The following is a 16408-nucleotide window of genomic DNA, read 5'->3' on the forward strand; positions in this document are numbered from 1 at the left end:
GCGGGGCTACTCGACCGCCGCATGTGGTTGCATACCCTCATGCCCGACACGCCCGCGCCCGAACGCCACCCCGCCGATTCCCCGTACCACCGCCGCCTGCCGATCGGGCAGCGCCTCGATGCGAGCGCCGTCGACGGCGGCCCGGTGCCAAGCATCGAGTCGATGACGATGCTGCCGCTCGACGAGATGCTCGTGCCCGAGCTGCCGCGCCGCGGCGAGCTCGACCCCGGCGAATGCGGCACCTGCCGGGTCACCGAGCACACGCTCTGGGCCGACGAGGACTGGCAGGTGAAGTCGGGCTTCGACGAGACCGGCCTGCCGTTCATCGGCGCCATCGCGCCGCGCGCGCATGTGCTGCTGGAGGATGCCCCGGTCGAGCTCCTCGCCGGCCTCGGCCCCCTCATGCAGCGGATCTCGGAGGCGGTCAAGCTGGTGCCGGGCGTCGCCAGGTGCCACTTCGGCCGCTGGAACGACGGATCCGCCCACCTGCATCTGTGGGCGCTCGCCCGCCCGGCCGGCATGATGCAGGGCCGGGGGGCGATGCTCGCGTTCTGGGACGAGGTGCTGCCGCCGCTGGAGCCCGAGCTCGCCGAGACGAACAACCGCATCGTCGCCGAGGCCCTCGCGGCCGGCGGCGGGCGGGCGTTCCCGGCCCGCTGAGCCGGCGCTTCGCACAACGGCCCGCTCGCCCGGTTCAGCGACTCACGCCGTGACTGGCGGCCTCCGTCCCGTAGCGATTGCGGTAGCGGTCGAAGTTGGCCTCGATCTCCGCGTCCGGCAGCACGGCCACCTCGCCGATTCCCATCGCGATCGCGACGGTGTGCGCGACGTCCTCGACCATGACCGCGGCTTGCAGCGCCTTGTCGATCGTCGGGCCGATCGTGAAGACGCCGTGCTGGCGCATGAGGATCGCCGGCGAGCGCCCGATCTTCGCGACGACCTCTGTTCCGATGGCGTCGCCGCCGATCGGGGCGTAGTCGCCGCACGGCACCGGCCCGCCGAACTCGTCGGCGATCGCGGTCAGCACGCACGGGATGGGCTTGCCCACCGCGGCGAACGCCGTCGCATAGCGGGAGTGGGTGTGCACCACCGAGTGGATGTCGGCCCGGTTCGCGTAGATGCCGAGGTGCGATCGGGTGTCGGAGGACGGGCCGCGCTCGCCCTCGACGATCCGGCCGTCGAGGGCGACCACGACCATGTCGGAGGGGGTCATCTCCTCGTACCGCACTCCCGAGGGCTTGATCACGATCACTCCGTGCTCCTCGTCGCGGGCCGAGAGGTTCCCCCCGGTCCATGCGACCAGCCCGGCGCGCGCCAGCGCGAGGTTGCCCTCGCACACCCGTTCCTTGAGTTCTTCGAGCACCGTTCGGTCCCTTCGTTCGTTCAGGCGGCGACGATGTCGAAGCCCGCTTGGCCGAGCCAGCGCTCGACGATGGTCCTGGCGTGCACGCACCGCTCGACGGAATCGGGGGCGTCGTCGTTCCACATCTCGATCATCATCCGGCCGCTCCAGCCCTGGCGCGACAGCTCGCCGAACGCTCGGGAGAAGTCCGCGATGCCCTCCCCCAGCGGCACGCGCCGGGGTTCCCCGACACGGACGTCTTTGATGTGGATGGCGAGCATGTGCCCTTCGCCGGAGCGCAGCTCTTCCAGTTCGTCGAGCTGCTGCTCGGCGATGTTGCCGATGTCGGGGTACAGCTGCACCCATGGCGAGTCGATCTCCCGCACGATGTTCATGCCCCGGCTGACCGAGGTGACGTCGCTGCCGTCGACGTTCTCGATGCCGAGCAGCACGCCGGCTCGCGCTGCGATCGACGCGGCCCGTCTGAGGGATGCGACGTAGCGATCGCGCTGACCGTCGTCGGCCGGCTCGTAGTACGCGTAGTATCCGGCCACCTGCAGCACGGGGATGCCGAGGTCGCGGCACAGTCCGATGCCCTGGGTGAAGATGCGATCGGCTTCTGCGCGCGTCTGCGCGTCGGCGGCCCCCGGACCGATCGCGCGATGGACGGACAAGCACAGTCCCCCGAGCCGCACTCCCTGCCGCGCGGCGGCGTCACGGACGGCCGACCGCGTCTCGGGCGACCAGTCGAGGCGGGCGCGACGGGCGGGCGTCTCATCGACGGAGAGGTCGACGAACGAGAAACCCGCCCGCCGGGCATCGGAGAACAGGGTGTCCCAGTCCCCCCGCCAGGGCAGGGCCTTCTCGTAGATCCCCAGGGCGATCTGGGGAGCGGCGGATGCCCCGTTCACGGCCAGACCTCGGCGATGGCCTGCTGCAGTTCGGCTGCGGCCTCGAGCGGGTCGTCGGCCTGCACGATGGCGCGGCCCGCGATCACGATCCCGACTGGGGCGTCGGCGAAAGCGCGGAGGTCGGCAGCCGAGACACCGCCGGTGACGGTCACGGTGAACCCCATGTCGGCCAGCTGCCGGATGCGGGTCAGGTCGTCGGGGCCCCAGCTGAGGTCGCCGGCTGCCTCCCGATCGCGGGATCGTTTGACGATGACGTGCCGCGCACCGAGTCGCCGCCAGGTCCGTGCCCGTTCGGCGTCGTACCCTTCCCCGAGTTCGATCTGCACCTCGCCGCCGTACTCGTCGGCCACCTTGACCACTTGCTCGACGGTCGTCAGCGACGCACCGGCGACGACGCTCACCCACGATGCTCCGGCTTCGAAGCAGTTGCGGGCGATGAGCGTGCCGGCTTCGGCGATGCGGACGTCGGCGAGGATCGTCTTGTCGGGGTAGAGCGCGCGGATCTCGCGGACGGCGCGCAGCCCCTCGGCGATGATGAGGATGGTGCCGCACTCGATGATGTCGATCTCCTCGATCGCCCGGTTCAGCGGTCGAAGGGCACCGGCGAGGTCGGTGGTGTCGAGTGCGATCTGGAGTCTGGGCCGCTTCGCGTCGGACATCACGCGGCATCCTTGTGGAAGCTGAAGAAGCGCTGGCCGTTCTGCATGAGGAGCTGCTCGACGTAGGCGCGGTCGAATCCTTCGTCGAGCATGCGCGGCCCGTCCACGGCAGGGTTGTAGTCGACCCCGGTGGTGGCCCCGTAGGCCTTCTGGTACGAGCGCTTGCCCGAGTCGGTGCCGAGCAGCAGGCGGTCGCCGTACCCGGCGGCGCCGAGTTCGCGGAACTCCATGATTCGGTTGGATTCCGGCTGGTACTTGAGCCTGGCGGTGCCGTCGAGTTCGAGGTAGACGCCCGTCTTCAGGATCTGGGTGAGGTACCAGATGTCGGCATTTCGCTGGATGTGGCCGATGGCGATCTGGTCGGCGGGCACGCCCAGAGAGATCATCAGTTCGGCCTGCTCGAGACCGCAGGTTCCGGCGGAGGTGTGGGTGTTGATCGGGCAGCCGGTCTCGATGGCGGCGATCGAGGCTGCTTCGATGCATTTGCGCTCGAAGGCCGTGATCTTGCCGTATGCGGTCGCGACCTTGATGACGCCGGCCTTGTACGGTGTGCGCTCGATGATCGGGCCGGAGTAGTCGTACGCGTCGATGCCCTCGGTGATGTCGGCGATGATCAGGTCGGCGATCCGGCTGACGGAGTAGCGGCTCACCCAGTGGGACTGGGTCTCGAGATAGACCTTCTGCTGGTGGAATCCGGTGGCCAGGATCACTTGGAGGCCGTCGACGCGGCTTTCGACCTCGGCGAGCTTCTCGACATCGCGACCGCAGTTGATCGGGCACATGTCGACGACGGTGCCGCCGTTCGGCGTCCAGTTCTTCGACGCCGACACGAAGAAGCCGCCCTCTTCGACGGCTTTGTCGACGTCGTCGAGCTGGTGGTCGGGGTCGAGGTAGACCTCGCCGGCCCCGACGCGGATGAGGTGGTCGTGGGCGTTGACCACGCCGAGGGTCTCGGGGGCGACGTCTCCGCGCAGTGTGCGAGCGAATGCCATCTCAGTCTCCTTCTGAACGCCGGCCCGGGCGGGCCGTTCGGGGTGCGACAGTCCTCACGCTATGGCGGCCAACGACACCCCGCCAGCACCCGTTTGCACATTTGTTCACGAAGAAGACGACGCCTTGCGCACCGACTTGAGAACACAGGCATCATTCACACACCTGTCACCTGCCAATCCGACTAACATGCACATATGATCAACGAAGATCCAGCTGCATCCGGCCGTCCCGCTCCGCTGCACCGCTCGCGCACCTCTGACGCCCGCGCCCATACCGCGCTCCTGCTCGAGGTCGCACGCCGCTACCACATCGACGGCGAGAGCCAGGCGGAGATCGCCCGGTCGGTGAGCTTCTCGCGCCCGACGGTCTCCCGCATGCTCGCGGAAGCCCGTCGACGCGGGATGGTGCAGATACGCATCGGGCATCCGCTCGAGCGGGTCCTCGGGATCGAGCGGGCGCTCGTCGAAGCATTCGGCCTGCATCAGGCGCGCGTCGCCGACCCCGAAGACGGTTCGGCGGTCCAAGACGACGTAGCCCGGTGCGCGGCCGACCTGATCGTCGAAGCGGCCTCGGAAGACCTCGTGCTCACCGTCTCGAACGGCCTGGCCGTGACGGCGACCGTGGATGCGATGCCAGAGCTCGTATGGCCGAGATCGCGCGTGGTGCAGATGATCGGCAGTGTCGGCTCCTCCGACACGCTGCTCGATTCGCCCGAAACGGGCCGCAGAATGGCCCGGAAGCTCGGCGGCTCCTTCCATCCGCTCCCCGCCCCGCTCGTGGTCGGCGACGCGCGTGTCGCTGCAGCGCTTCGCGACGAGAACCAGATCGCGACGACGCTGGAACTCGGCGGGCGAGCCGATATCGCCCTCGTCGGCGTCGGGGCGGTGCGCGACGGGCAGTCGGGATTGATCTTCCGCGAGTACGAGAGCTCCGAGCTCACGGAGGATCTGCAGCAGACGGGTGCGGTCGCCCACATCTGCGGGCACCACATCTCGGCGGCCGGCGATCATGTTCGCACGGTGCTGTGCGACCGGACGATCGCGGTGGAGCCCGAACGCATGAAGCGCATCCCGCTCGTCGTCGGCGTCGCCTGGGGCGAGGAGAAGGTCGCTCCGCTCGCTGCCGCCATGCGCGGGGGATTCATCTCCGCGCTCGTCACCGATCGGACCACTGCTCTCGCGCTGCTCGAAACCGTCGATACCTGACCCGGAGCGACGCGCCGGTCAAAAGGGTGCGGTGGCCGCAGCCACCGCACCCTTCGCCTCCATGCAGGTCAGATCGCGTCGAGCGACGTCCCCTTCGTCTCCTTCGCGAACAGATAGGTGACGCCGCCGATGATGAGCAGCACGGCGAAGAAGAGGAAGGCCGGCGGGATGATGTCGGTCGTCACCTTCGCACCGAACATGACGCCCAGAAGGGCGGGCCCGAAGATCTTCGCGGTCGCGCCGATGCCGTACCCGAGGCCGAGCCCGGTCGAGCGGGCCTCGTTCGGGAACTGCTCGGCTCCGAAGGGGTTCAGCACCCCGAACGCCCCATCGCCGAAGGTCATCGCGATCAGGATGCCGACGAAGAATATCCACCCGGCATCCTCCCCCGTCCCGCCCAGCATCGTCGACGCCGCGGCGATCAGCAGGCCCACGGCTCCGACCAGGCCGTAGCCGAGCATCACGAAGCGGCGGCCGATGCGGTCGGCGAGCCAGGCCGACGACAAGCGGCCCAACAGATCGCCGAGCGAAACGAGGATGAACAGGTTGGCGACCATGCGCGCGTCGAACTCGTATGCGGCGCCGAGGATCGACTGCCCCCAGGACTGGATGACGGAGGCTCCGAAGATGAAGCTGAACGATCCGATCGAGACGATCACCAGGCTCTTGAAGTACTTGCGGAAGATCAGCGAGTAGGACGCGGGCTTCGACGTGGTCGTAGCCTCCGGCAGGGTGCCCAGCTCATCGACGGGGATCTCCAGGGCCCACGCGAGCGACTCGCGGGCCTCTTTCGTGCGCCCCTGAGCCTGGAGGAACCGCGGCGACTCCGGCACGAACCGCAGCCAGATCAGCAGCAGGATCGGAATGCCGCCGAGGGCGATGAGCAGGCGCCAGTTCGACCCGGTCGCGCTCGACGCGACCGAACCGAGGAAGAGCCCGAGCGGGATGAACACGGCCGTGAGGCCCGAGAGCAGGCCGCGCTGCTTGGCAGGCACGAACTCCTGCACATAGGGGATGGAGACGATGTTCAAGCCGCCGACGCCGATCCCGACCAGGATCCGCAGGAGCGCCAGGAGAACCCAGGCGTTGTTCGGGGTGAAGACCGAGGCGATCGTGAAGACCGTGAACAGCAGCACGCACCAGAAGAAGGAGCGCTTGCGGCCGATCGAGTCGGCGAACCTGCCCCAGAGGATCGCGCCGATCACGGTGCCGAGCCCGGACATCGCCAGGATGATGCCCGCCTCGTCGCCGCGGAGGTTCCAGTTCGGGTCGCTCAACAGCACGTTCACGGCGAAGCCGATCAGGAACATGTCGAAGAACTCCGAGATGTTGCCGACGATCGCCAGCGAGATCAGTTTCTTCTGGTTCTTGGTGAGCGGTCTCGAATCGATCTGTTCGAGCGCCGTCGTAGGCGAAGAGGTATTCAACGTCATCGTGGACTCCAATGTTCGGATTCGCTGCCTGCGTCAGCGCAGAATGTCGTTCGAGATGGGGGTCTCCAGCTCGGCAGGCGAGATACGGGTGAGATCTCCGTAGTGGGTGAGGGCGAACTTCGAGGCCTGCTGGCCCCACGCGATGCCCTGGTGGACCGAGCCGCCCAGGTAGCCGTGCAGGGTCCCTGCCACGAACGCGTCGCCGGCGCCGGGTCGGTCGGTGACCGGCACGCGTTCCACCTCGTAGACGCGGGCTCCTTCGCGACCGCTGTAGGAGACGCCGAGGGTGCCGTCGGTCGAGACGACGTGCTCGAGCCCGTACCGCTCCTGCAACTGCCGATTGACGGAAGGGCCATCGCCTTCGAGCTCGAACACCTTGATGCCGTCCAGCCGGGAGCAGAACAGGATCGACACGTGCTCCAGCAACGGTTCGAGTACCTCGCGGGCCCGGTCGGGACCCCACAGCAGGGAGCGGTAGTTGACGTCGAGGGCGACATGGATGCCGCGCTCGGCCGCCGAGCGCACGGCGTAGGCGACGGTCTCGGCGGTGTGCTCCGTGAGGGCGGCGGTGATGCCGGTGACGAAGAGCACCCGCGTGTCGAGCAGGGCGTTCCAGTCAAAGAGCTCGGGCGTGATCTCGCGGAACGGCGTGTGCAGGCGATCGTAGGTGACGCGGGCCGGCATCGGCGGATCTCCGGGTTCGAGGAAGTACAGCGCCATCCGTCCCTCGGGTACACGGACGACGTGCAAGAGGTCCACGCCGACCGAGGAGTACTCCTGGGTGAAGCGCGTGGCGAGGTCGCCCTCGGGCAGAACCGAGGCCCATGCGGCCGAGCGCCCGAGTTGCGTCAGGAGTCCCGCGACGTTGGCTTCGGAGCCGGCCGGTGACAGGTGCAGGCTCCGGCAGGTCGAGAGCCGGTCGCCCGGATCGACGGTGAGCCGGATCTGCCCCTCGCCGATGGTGGTGAGGTCGTAGCCCTTGTGATCACCCATGAATGAAGCCTCCTCCGAGGGCCGCGGCATCGCCGCCCTCCGTGCGATCATTCAAACCAGCCGCGGCCCACGAATTCGACCCCCATCGTGAACACACGTTCACCTGGGCTCGAGAAGCAGCGACCGAATACCGCACCTCATCGCTGTACCGGCGAGACCTTGCACGTATGTGCATGCTCACGCGCATCGCCCGGCCGCGCGATGCCTGCGTCGGGCCTTCGCGTCCAGTCCCCCGTCGGGGGCCGAGTGCGGCTCGTGCCAGGCGCGCCCGCCGTCCGGCATCCCGGACGCCGCCGCCCGCACCGTCGTTGCCCGCCCGCACCGCGTGCGCGAGCATCGGAGCATGAGCGACCCCAGCACGAACGACGCCGGCACGAGCGACACCGGCACGAGCGACGCCGCCGACGGCCGGCCCGCAGCATCCACCCCCGGCCCGCGGCCCGTGCGCGCCCCGCGCGGCACCGAGCGCACCGCGCGCAGCTGGCAGACCGAGGCGCCGCTGCGGATGCTGATGAACAACCTCGACCCCGCGGTCGCCGAACGCCCCGACGATCTCGTCGTCTACGGCGGCACAGGGCGGGCCGCGCGCAGCTGGGCGGCGTTCGACGCGATCGTCGCAAGCCTGCGGGAGCTCGAGGGCGACGAGACGCTGCTGGTGCAGTCGGGCAAACCGGTTGGGGTGTTCCGCACGCACGAGTGGGCGCCGCGGGTGCTGATCGCGAACTCGAACCTCGTGCCCGACTGGGCGACGTGGCCGGAGTTCCGCCGCCTCGAGCACGAGGGCCTCACGATGTACGGGCAGATGACGGCGGGGTCGTGGATCTACATCGGCACGCAGGGCATCCTGCAGGGCACCTTCGAGACCTTCGCGGCGGTCGCCGAATCGCTCGGGCGCGACTCGCTCGCCGGCACCCTGACGCTGACCGCGGGCTGCGGCGGCATGGGCGGGGCGCAGCCGCTGGCGGTGACGATGAACGGCGGTGCGGTGCTCATCGTCGACGTGGATGCCTCGCGCCTCGAGCGCCGGGTCGCGCACGGCTACCTCGACGAGCTCGCCGCTTCGCTCGAGGAGGGGCTCGAGCGGGTGCTCGCGGCGAAGGCGGAGGGCCGGGCGCTGAGCGTCGGCGTCGTCGGCAATGCGGCGAGCGTGTTCCCCGAACTGCTCGCCCGGGGCGTGCCGGTGGATGTCGTCACCGATCAGACGAGCGCCCACGACCCGCTCTCGTACCTGCCCGAGGGGGTGCCGGTCGGCGAATGGGCGGAACTGGCGGCATCCGCACCCGAGGACTTCACGGCCCGCGCCCGGGCGTCGATGGCGCGGCACGTCGAGGCGATGGCGGGGTTCCGGGATGCCGGGGCGGCCGTCTTCGACTACGGCAACTCGATCCGCCGCGAGGCCGAGCTCGGCGGGCTCGCGCACGAGCGCGCCTTCGCGTTCCCCGGCTTCGTGCCCGCGTACATCCGGCCCCTGTTCGCCGAGGGCAAGGGGCCGTTCCGCTGGGCGGCCTTGTCGGGCGACCCCGCCGATATCGCCGCGACCGACCGGGCCATCCTCGAGCTGTTCCCGCACGATGCGAAGCTTCGCCGGTGGATCGAGCAGGCCGGCGAGAAGGTGCGCTTCGAGGGGCTGCCGGCGCGGATCTGCTGGCTCGGCTACGGCGAACGACACCTCGCGGGGCTGCGGTTCAACGAGATGGTCGCCTCGGGCGAGCTCAGCGCGCCGGTCGTGATCGGCCGCGACCACCTCGACTCGGGCAGCGTCGCCTCGCCCTACCGCGAGACCGAGGCGATGGCCGACGGTTCGGATGCGATCGCCGACTGGCCGCTGCTGAACGCCCTGCTGAACACCGCCTCGGGGGCGACATGGGTGTCGATCCACCACGGCGGCGGCGTCGGCATCGGCCGGTCGATCCACGCCGGGCAGGTCGTCGTCGCCGACGGCACGCCGCTCGCGGCCGAGAAGATCGCCCGCGTGCTCGTGAACGACCCGGGCACGGGCGTCATGCGCCACGCCGACGCCGGCTACGCGCGCGCCGTCGACGTCGCCCGCGAGCGCGGGGTGCGGCTGCCGATGGAGGGACGATGAGCCTCCTCGTCACCGGCATCGGCGAGCTCGTCACGAACGAGCCGTCGACGCCCGGTGCGGAGCCCGGCCCGCTCGGCCTCGTGCGCGACGCGGCCGTGCTCATCGAGGGCGAGCGGGTCGCGTGGGCCGGGCCGGCCGCCCGGGCCCCGGCCGCCGATTCCGCGGTGGATGCCGGCGGCTCCGCCGTCATCCCGGGCTTCGTCGACAGTCACACGCATCTCGTGTTCGCCGGCGACCGTTCGGCGGAGTTCGAGGCGCGCATGGCGGGCCGCCCGTACACCGCGGGCGGCATCCGCACCACCGTCGCCGCCACGCGCGCGGCCTCCGACGCCGAGTTGCGTTCGCGCCTGGCCGGCTTCGTGCGCGAATTGCACGCGCAGGGCACGACGACGTTCGAGGTGAAATCGGGGTACGGCCTGGGCGTCGCCGAGGAGGAGCGGCTCGTCCGCCTCGCCCGGGAGGTCACCGCCGAGGTCACGTTCCTCGGCGCGCACGTCGTGCCGCCCGAGTTCGACGGCGATGCCGACGCCTATGTCGAGCGCGTCATCGGGCCCATGCTGACGGCGTGCGCCCCGTTCGCGCGCTGGATCGACGTCTTCTGCGAGCGCGGCGCGTTCACCGTGGGGCAGTCGCGGCGGGTGCTGCAGGCGGGGGCGGATGCGGGGCTCGGGGTGCGCGTGCACGCCGGCCAGCTCGGGCCGGGCGAGGGGGTGCGGCTCGCCGTGGAGCTCGGTGCGGCCTCCGTGGACCACTGCACCTTCCTCACCGATGCGGATGTGGCCGCCCTCGCCGGCTCCGACACGGTCGCGACGCTGCTGCCCGGGGTCGAGTTCTCGACCCGGCAGCCGTACCCTTCGGGCCGGCGGCTCGTGGATGCCGGCGCGACAGTCGCCCTCGCAAGCGACTGCAATCCGGGGTCGAGCTTCACGAGTTCGATGGCGTTCTGCATCGCCGTCGCGGTGCGCGATATGGGGCTGACCCCGGCCGAGGCGGTGCGGGCGGCGACCGCCGGCGGGGCGCGGGCGCTGCGCCGCGACGACGTGGGCGTGCTGCGGCCGGGTTCCCGCGCCGACCTCGTGCGGCTTCGGGCGCCGTCGTATGTGCATCTCGCCTACCGGCCCGGGGTGCCGCTCGTCGACACGGTGTGGATCGGCGGCGTGCCCGTCTGACCTGGTTCCGCGAGGCCGGCGCGCCGGGGCATCCACTCGCGAACACGACGGTGGATGCCGAGGGACGGCACCGGGGTGGGAGGAGCGCCGCCCCTCGGCGGTCGGAGGGGGCCGGACGATGTGGTTCGGGTCGTCCGAGCTCATCATCCGGCTCCCCGTCTATTCGACTTCAGGCATGCCCTCACCCGAAGCCCTCTGCGAATCGGCGTCGACCGGGTCGCCGTCGTGCGGCTCGATCGTGCGCGGGTCGATGAGCCGGAACGATGCCCCCGTGGGATCGGTGACCCACGCGGTGCGGCCCTGCGTCGACGCCTCCGGCTGGGCGAGCACCGTGCCGCCGAGCTCTTCGACCCGGCCGACGGCCGCATCCACATCGGCGGTGTCGAAGTACACCTCCCAGTGGGAGGGGATCTCATGCGGCATCCACCGCGACGCATCCATGATGCCCGCGAGGCGTTCGCCGCCGTCGCTCAGCACCGCGTACCGGAACACGTCGTCGTCGCCGATGCGCTCCGTGTGCCAGTCGAACGCGCGCTCGTAGAACTCGACGGCGCGCTCGAAGTCGCGCGTGTACAACTCGAACCAGGCCGCCTCGCCCGGCTCGGCGAGCTCGGTGAACCCGGCGAAGGCATCCGGCTCCCAGTAGCCGACCTGCGCCCCGCCGACATCCTCGGCCAGACCCGCCACACCGGTGCTGCCGATCTCGCTCGGGCCGGCCGTGTTGACCCCGCCGGCCTCGGCGATGCGCTCATGCGTCGTGTCGGCGTCATCGGTGCGCAGGTAGACGTTCCAGGCATCCGGCGCATGGGCGCTCGCGTCGTACTGCACGGCGCCGGCCACACGCGCCCCGCCCGAGCGGAAGGTGACGTATCCGCCCGCGAGATCCTCATCGCCCCGGTCGGCCTGCCAGCCGAAGAGCTCCGTGTAGAAATGCACCGCCTTGGCGAGGTCGCTCGTGCCCAGGTCGGTCCAGCACGGCGCCCCGATGACGTCGTCACGCACTCCGCTCATGAGCCCGTCCCCCTTCTCCGGCCCCCACCGGATGCGCCCTGCGGATTCCGGTTCGCATTGTGCCCGGTTTCCGCTGCAGGTCCCGTCACTGTACGCGACGGACCCGGCATCCGCCCCCTCAGTTCTGGCGAATCCCCTGTGAAACGGGGTGGGCGCCGCGGGGCGCGGGCGGGCAGGCAGGCAGCGCCTCCGGGCGGCGAGGTGACGCGAAGTGCGGTTCACCGGCGATGCAAGCAGCCGTTTGCGTCATCTCGCCGGGCCAGGGCGGCGCGCGCGGGCGGGCGGCGCCTCCGGCCGGCGAGGTGACGCGAAGTGCGGTTCACCGGCGATGCGAGCAGCCGTTTGCGTCATCTCGCCGGGCCAGGCCGGCGCGGGCGCGCGGGCGGGCAGCGCCTCCGGTCGGCGAGGCGGCTCAGTCGGCGATGCCTGCGATGCCTGCGATGCCGGCCGCGAACTCGAGCACGCAGAGAGCGGCCAGGCGCACGGTGCGCCCGTCGGGGGCGTCGGCCATGGCATCCACTTCGGCGATATCGGCCGACCTCACCCGCCGGTCGGCGGCGGCCGCGCGCACGAGTGCACGCAACTCCCACGCGGCGAGACCGCCGGGCACCGACGCCGGGCAGCCCGGCGCGACGGAACGGTCGCACGCATCCACATCGATGTCCAGGTGCACCGGGCCGCCGGCCGCCCCGGCGATCTCGAGCGCCTCGGCCATGACGTCGGCGGGCGGGCGGCGGTGCAGCGCGTCGCGGTGGACGACGGTGATGCCGGCATCCGCCGCCCTGGCCGCATACTCGGCCGAATTCGCGAAATCCTGGATGCCGATCTGCACGACCCGGCGTCCGTCCAGCCCCGCCTCGAGCAGCCGCCGCACGGGCGAGCCGTTGGAGACGCCGTCGCGCAGGTCGAAATGCGCGTCGATCGTGATGAGGCCGGCGGTGGATGCCGCGGCGCGGTCGTCCTGCCCGGCGGTGGATGCCGGGGCGCGATCGTCTCCCGGCGCAGCGGATGCCGTGGCGCGATCCCCCGCCGGGACCGCGCCCTGCGATCCCACGCCCGCCGTCCACGCCGCCCACGCCCCGAGCGCGACCGGCACCGTCAGCGAGTTGTCGCCGCCGACCGCGATCAGCCTCTCCGCGGCGGCGAGCGCCGCCTCGACGGCCGCGCGCGTGCGCGCCTCGCCTGCGGCGCCGTCGGGGTCGGCGACATCGCCGGCATCCACGACGGGCAGGAGCCCGAGGTCGACGACGCCGCGGCCGCCGTGCCCGGCCGCACCGCCCGGCCCCCGCCGCGCATCCGCACCCGCGTCGGGCATGAGCGCCGGACTGTACCGCCGCAGCGCATCCCGCACCGCCGCGGGCGTCGCATGGGCGCCGGTCGGCGACAGCGAGGTGCGCCAGGTCGGCACTCCGAGCAGGGCGAGCGCCGCCCGCGAACCGCCCGGCGGCGGCCATCCACCCGCCCGCGGCCAGAGCGGATCATCGTGCAACGGCGCCCGCGGCGCCCCGTCTTCGGCGGTGCCCATCCCCCGACGCTAGCGCGATCACCCGCACCGCCGTCCGCGGCCGCCCCCACAGCGAAGTGATACCAACGACCCCCGAACGATCACTTACGCCGCGAAGACCGCCGCCACCGCATCCACGCCTTCCGCAGCTCCTCGACCCAGATGACGAGGGTCGCCGCGGTGATCGCGACGAGCCAGTGCGCCCAGTCGAGCGGTGCGGTGCCGAATGCGGTCTGCAGCGGCGGCAGGGTGACGACGAGCACCTGCAGCACGATGCCGAGGCCGACGGCGGCGAGCAGCCACCGGTTCGAAAGCAGCCCTCGGAACGCACTGGAGTATTCCGACCGGGCGTTGAACGGTGCGAGCAACGCCATGAAGACGAGGGTCGTGAAGCCGGCGGTGCGCGCGACGTCGATGCCGTCGGTGCCGCCCGGGATGAGCCCGCCGGGCAGGAACACGTCGATGACGAGCAGCGTCGCGATCGACATCGTGAGCCCCGTCGAGGCGATGCCGGCCCACATCCGGCCGTCGATGACGCGGTCGTGGATGCCGCGGGGCGGCCTGGCCATGACGTCGTCGATCTCGGGGTCGACGCCCATCGCGAGCGCGGGCGCCGAGTCGGTGACGAGGTTGATCCACAGGATCTGCGTCGCCAGCAGCGGCACGACGATCGCGTCGCCGGATGCCTGCGAGAGACCGAGCACACCGGCGAACACGACGCCGAGGAACACGGTGAGCACCTCGCCCATGTTGGAATACAGCAGGTAGCGCAGGAATTTGCGGATGTTGTCGAAGATGACCCGGCCCTCGCGCACGGCCTCGACGATGGTCGCGAAGTCGTCGTCGGCGAGCACCATGCGCGCCGCCTCCTTCGTGACCTCGGTTCCGGTGATGCCCATCGCGATGCCGATGTCGGCGGATTTCAGCGCGGGCGCGTCGTTCACGCCGTCGCCGGTCATCGCGACGACCTGCCCGTCGGCCTGCAGCACGTCGACGATGCGCAGTTTGTGCGCGGGCGAGACGCGCGCGAAGACGGAGACGTTCCGCACGGCATCCCGGAACTCCCGGTCGTCCATCGCGTCGAGCTCGGCGCCGGTGCGGGCCGGCCCGCCGGGTTCGATGATGCCGAGGTCGGCGGCGATGCGCGCCGCGGTGGCGGGGTGGTCGCCGGTGATCATGATGATGCGGATGCCGGCGGCGTGCGCTTCGGCGACGGCCGGCCGCACCTCGGGGCGGGGCGGGTCGATGATGCCGACGACGCCGGCGAAGACGAGGTCGCGTTCGTGGGTTTCGTCGACGTCGTCGGGTGCGGATGCCGCGGCGCGGCCCGGCTGCCCCGCAGCGGATGCCGTGGCGCCGTCTTCCGGGGCGGCCGCGCGACCGGCATCCACCCCCGAGACCGCCGGCACCGCATCGAACTCGGGCGCCTCGCGGTAGGCGACCCCGAGCGTGCGGAACGCGTTGGCCGAGAGCGCCTCGACCTCGCCGAGGATCCGCTCGCGGCCGGCGTCGTCGAGCACGGCGCTGCCGTCGCCGACCCGCACGCGGGTGCACCGGCCGAGGAGCACGTCGGGGGCGCCCTTGCTGAGGACGTAGGCGGTGCCGTCGCCCCGGCGGTGCACGGTCGACATCATCTTGCGTTCGGAGCTGAACGGCACCTCGCCGGTGCGTTCGAAGCCGGCCGCCCGCTCGGGCACCCCGTCGAGTTTGCGAGCGGCGACGAGGAACGCGGCCTCCGTCGGGTCGCCCTCGATGCGCCAGGTGCCGTCGACCTCGGCGAGCTGGGCGTCGTTGGCGAGCGATCCGGCGCCGAGCACGAGCTCGGCCTCCTCACGCAGCGGCCCGGCCTCGAGCGGCCGCCCGCCGACCGTCGCGGACCCGACGGGGCGGTAGCCCACGCCGCCGAGCTCGACGGTTCCGCTCGCGGTGACGACGCGTTCGATCGTCATCTGGTTCTGGGTCAGGGTGCCGGTCTTGTCGGTGCAGATGACCGATGCCGAACCGAGCGTCTCGACGCTCGAGAGTGATTTGACGACGGCGTTCCGCTTCGCCATCCGCTGCACGCCGAGAGCGAGGACGACCGACAAGACCGCCGGCAGCCCCTCGGGCACGGCGGCGACGGCGAGGGAGACGCCGAGCAGCAGGATCGTGACGACGTCGGCGAGCGAGTGGATGCCCTCGACGAGCGCGAGGGTGACCATGACGACGAGGGCGATGACGATGACGACGCGCCCGAGCATCCGCCCGAGCCGCCCGACCTCGGTCTGCAGCGGCGACGCCTCGGATTCGGTCTCGTCGAGCATGGTCGCGATGGCGCCCATCTCGGTGCGCATGCCGGTCGCGGTGACGATCGCCCGGCCGGTTCCGCGGGTGACGGCGGTGCCTTTGAAGACCATGTCGTTCCGGTCGCCGATGGATGCCGGTGCGCTCAGCGTCGCCGCATCCTTCTCGACGGGCTGGCTCTCACCCGTGAGCGAGGCCTCGGCGATGTGCAGCGAGTTCGCGCGCAGCAGCCGCCCGTCGGCGCCGACCTGGTCGCCTTCGGCGAGGACGAGCACGTCGCCCGGCACGAGTTCGGCGGCGGGGACGGTGACGATGCGACCGGCCCGCAACACCTGGGATCGGGCTTCGGTCATCTCGGCGAGCGCGGCGACGGCATGCTCGGCGCGGGCCTCCTGCACGAGGCCGAGCACGGCGTTGGCGACGATGATGACGGCGATGACGATCGCGTCGACGGGGGCGCCGTGGGCGCCTTCGATGATCCAGGCGGCGATCGAGATCACGACGGCGGCGAGCAGCAGGATGATGAGCGGATCGGCGAACTGGGCGACGATGCGCTTCCAGAGCGGATGCGTGCGGGCGGCCCGCAATTCGTTGGGCCCGTGCTCGACGAGGCGTGCGGATGCCTCGGCGTCGCTCAGACCGGCGGCCGGATCGACGCGGTGCGCCCGGGCGACCTCCTCCGCGTCGAGCACGGAGGGGTCGGGCACGGAGGGGTCGGGCGCTGCGCCTGGCGGTGCCCCGCCTGCGGGCACACCGCCGCCGGCATCCGCCCCCGACGGATGCGGCCGTGCGTTCCCCTCGCGCGCCACCTTCCCAGTC

At 71.2% G+C, this 16408-nt stretch carries 13 protein-coding genes; 4 read left to right on the forward strand and 9 right to left on the reverse strand.

What is annotated here, in order from left to right; genetic code table 11:
• Positions 1-39: 39 nt before the first annotated feature.
• Complete coding sequence (locus tag G127AT_RS06015; protein WP_210901047.1) at positions 40-660, forward strand: hypothetical protein; 621 nt, start codon at positions 40-42, stop codon at positions 658-660.
• Positions 661-694: 34 nt separating this feature from the next.
• On the opposite strand, the gene G127AT_RS06020 is transcribed toward G127AT_RS06015, so the two are convergent.
• From G127AT_RS06020 to G127AT_RS06035, 4 genes are read right to left on the reverse strand one after another with little or no spacing between them, the layout of a single operon-like run.
• Positions 695-1363 carry an L-ribulose-5-phosphate 4-epimerase gene (locus tag G127AT_RS06020; RefSeq protein WP_210901049.1) on the reverse strand — a complete coding sequence of 223 codons (669 nt, stop codon included), beginning with the start codon at positions 1361-1363 and terminating at the stop codon, positions 695-697.
• A gap of 20 nt (positions 1364-1383) precedes the next feature.
• Positions 1384-2253, reverse strand: coding sequence for an L-ribulose-5-phosphate 3-epimerase (locus tag G127AT_RS06025; protein WP_210901051.1), 870 nt, complete (start codon positions 2251-2253; stop codon positions 1384-1386).
• Complete coding sequence (locus tag G127AT_RS06030; protein WP_210901053.1) at positions 2250-2912, reverse strand: orotidine 5'-phosphate decarboxylase / HUMPS family protein; 663 nt, start codon at positions 2910-2912, stop codon at positions 2250-2252. Before G127AT_RS06030 ends, G127AT_RS06025 begins: the two co-directional genes overlap by 4 nt.
• Positions 2912-3904, reverse strand: coding sequence for a phosphotriesterase family protein (locus G127AT_RS06035; RefSeq protein ID WP_210901055.1), 993 nt, complete (start codon positions 3902-3904; stop codon positions 2912-2914). The genes G127AT_RS06030 and G127AT_RS06035 overlap by 1 nt, the downstream gene beginning before the upstream one ends.
• 195 nt (positions 3905-4099) lie before the next feature.
• Here G127AT_RS06035 and G127AT_RS06040 point away from each other — a divergent pair, with 195 nt between their 5' ends.
• The gene (locus G127AT_RS06040; protein ID WP_210901057.1) at positions 4100-5110 is read left to right on the forward strand and encodes a sugar-binding transcriptional regulator; all 1011 of its coding nucleotides are present in this window, start codon (positions 4100-4102) and stop codon (positions 5108-5110) included.
• 68 nt (positions 5111-5178) lie between these two features.
• Here the strand turns inward: G127AT_RS06040 and G127AT_RS06045 are convergent, their stop codons facing one another.
• Together G127AT_RS06045 and G127AT_RS06050 are read right to left on the reverse strand one after the other, a co-directional pair.
• Positions 5179-6543, reverse strand: coding sequence for an MFS transporter (locus G127AT_RS06045; protein WP_210901059.1), 1365 nt, complete (start codon positions 6541-6543; stop codon positions 5179-5181).
• Between the two features lie 33 nt (positions 6544-6576).
• Positions 6577-7536: a sugar kinase gene (locus G127AT_RS06050; protein ID WP_210901061.1), complete on the reverse strand. Its 960-nt coding sequence runs from the start codon at positions 7534-7536 to the stop codon at positions 6577-6579.
• 343 nt (positions 7537-7879) lie between these two features.
• On the opposite strand from G127AT_RS06050, the gene hutU reads away from it, so the two are divergent.
• Both hutU and hutI read left to right on the forward strand, forming a co-directional pair.
• Complete coding sequence (gene hutU / locus G127AT_RS06055) at positions 7880-9622, forward strand: urocanate hydratase (RefSeq protein ID WP_210901063.1); 1743 nt, start codon at positions 7880-7882, stop codon at positions 9620-9622.
• Positions 9619-10791: an imidazolonepropionase gene (hutI, locus tag G127AT_RS06060; RefSeq protein ID WP_210901066.1), complete on the forward strand. Its 1173-nt coding sequence runs from the start codon at positions 9619-9621 to the stop codon at positions 10789-10791. The genes hutU and hutI overlap by 4 nt, the downstream gene beginning before the upstream one ends.
• A 159-nt stretch (positions 10792-10950) precedes the next feature.
• Here the strand turns inward: hutI and G127AT_RS06065 are convergent, their stop codons facing one another.
• The 3 genes from G127AT_RS06065 to G127AT_RS06075 all read right to left on the reverse strand — a co-directional run bounded on the left by G127AT_RS06065 (position 10951) and on the right by G127AT_RS06075 (position 16398).
• On the reverse strand, positions 10951-11802 hold the full coding sequence (locus G127AT_RS06065) for a VOC family protein (RefSeq protein ID WP_210901068.1): 852 nt from the start codon (positions 11800-11802) through the stop codon (positions 10951-10953).
• Between the two features lie 412 nt (positions 11803-12214).
• Positions 12215-13327: an arginase family protein gene (locus G127AT_RS06070; RefSeq protein ID WP_210901070.1), complete on the reverse strand. Its 1113-nt coding sequence runs from the start codon at positions 13325-13327 to the stop codon at positions 12215-12217.
• Positions 13328-13407: 80 nt separating this feature from the next.
• A complete protein-coding gene (locus G127AT_RS06075) occupies positions 13408-16398 on the reverse strand; it encodes a cation-translocating P-type ATPase (protein WP_244857767.1) in 2991 nt (996 codons plus the stop codon).
• Positions 16399-16408 lie beyond the last annotated feature (10 nt).

This window comes from Agromyces archimandritae (genome assembly GCF_018024495.1).
Classification (GTDB): domain Bacteria; phylum Actinomycetota; class Actinomycetes; order Actinomycetales; family Microbacteriaceae; genus Agromyces; species Agromyces archimandritae.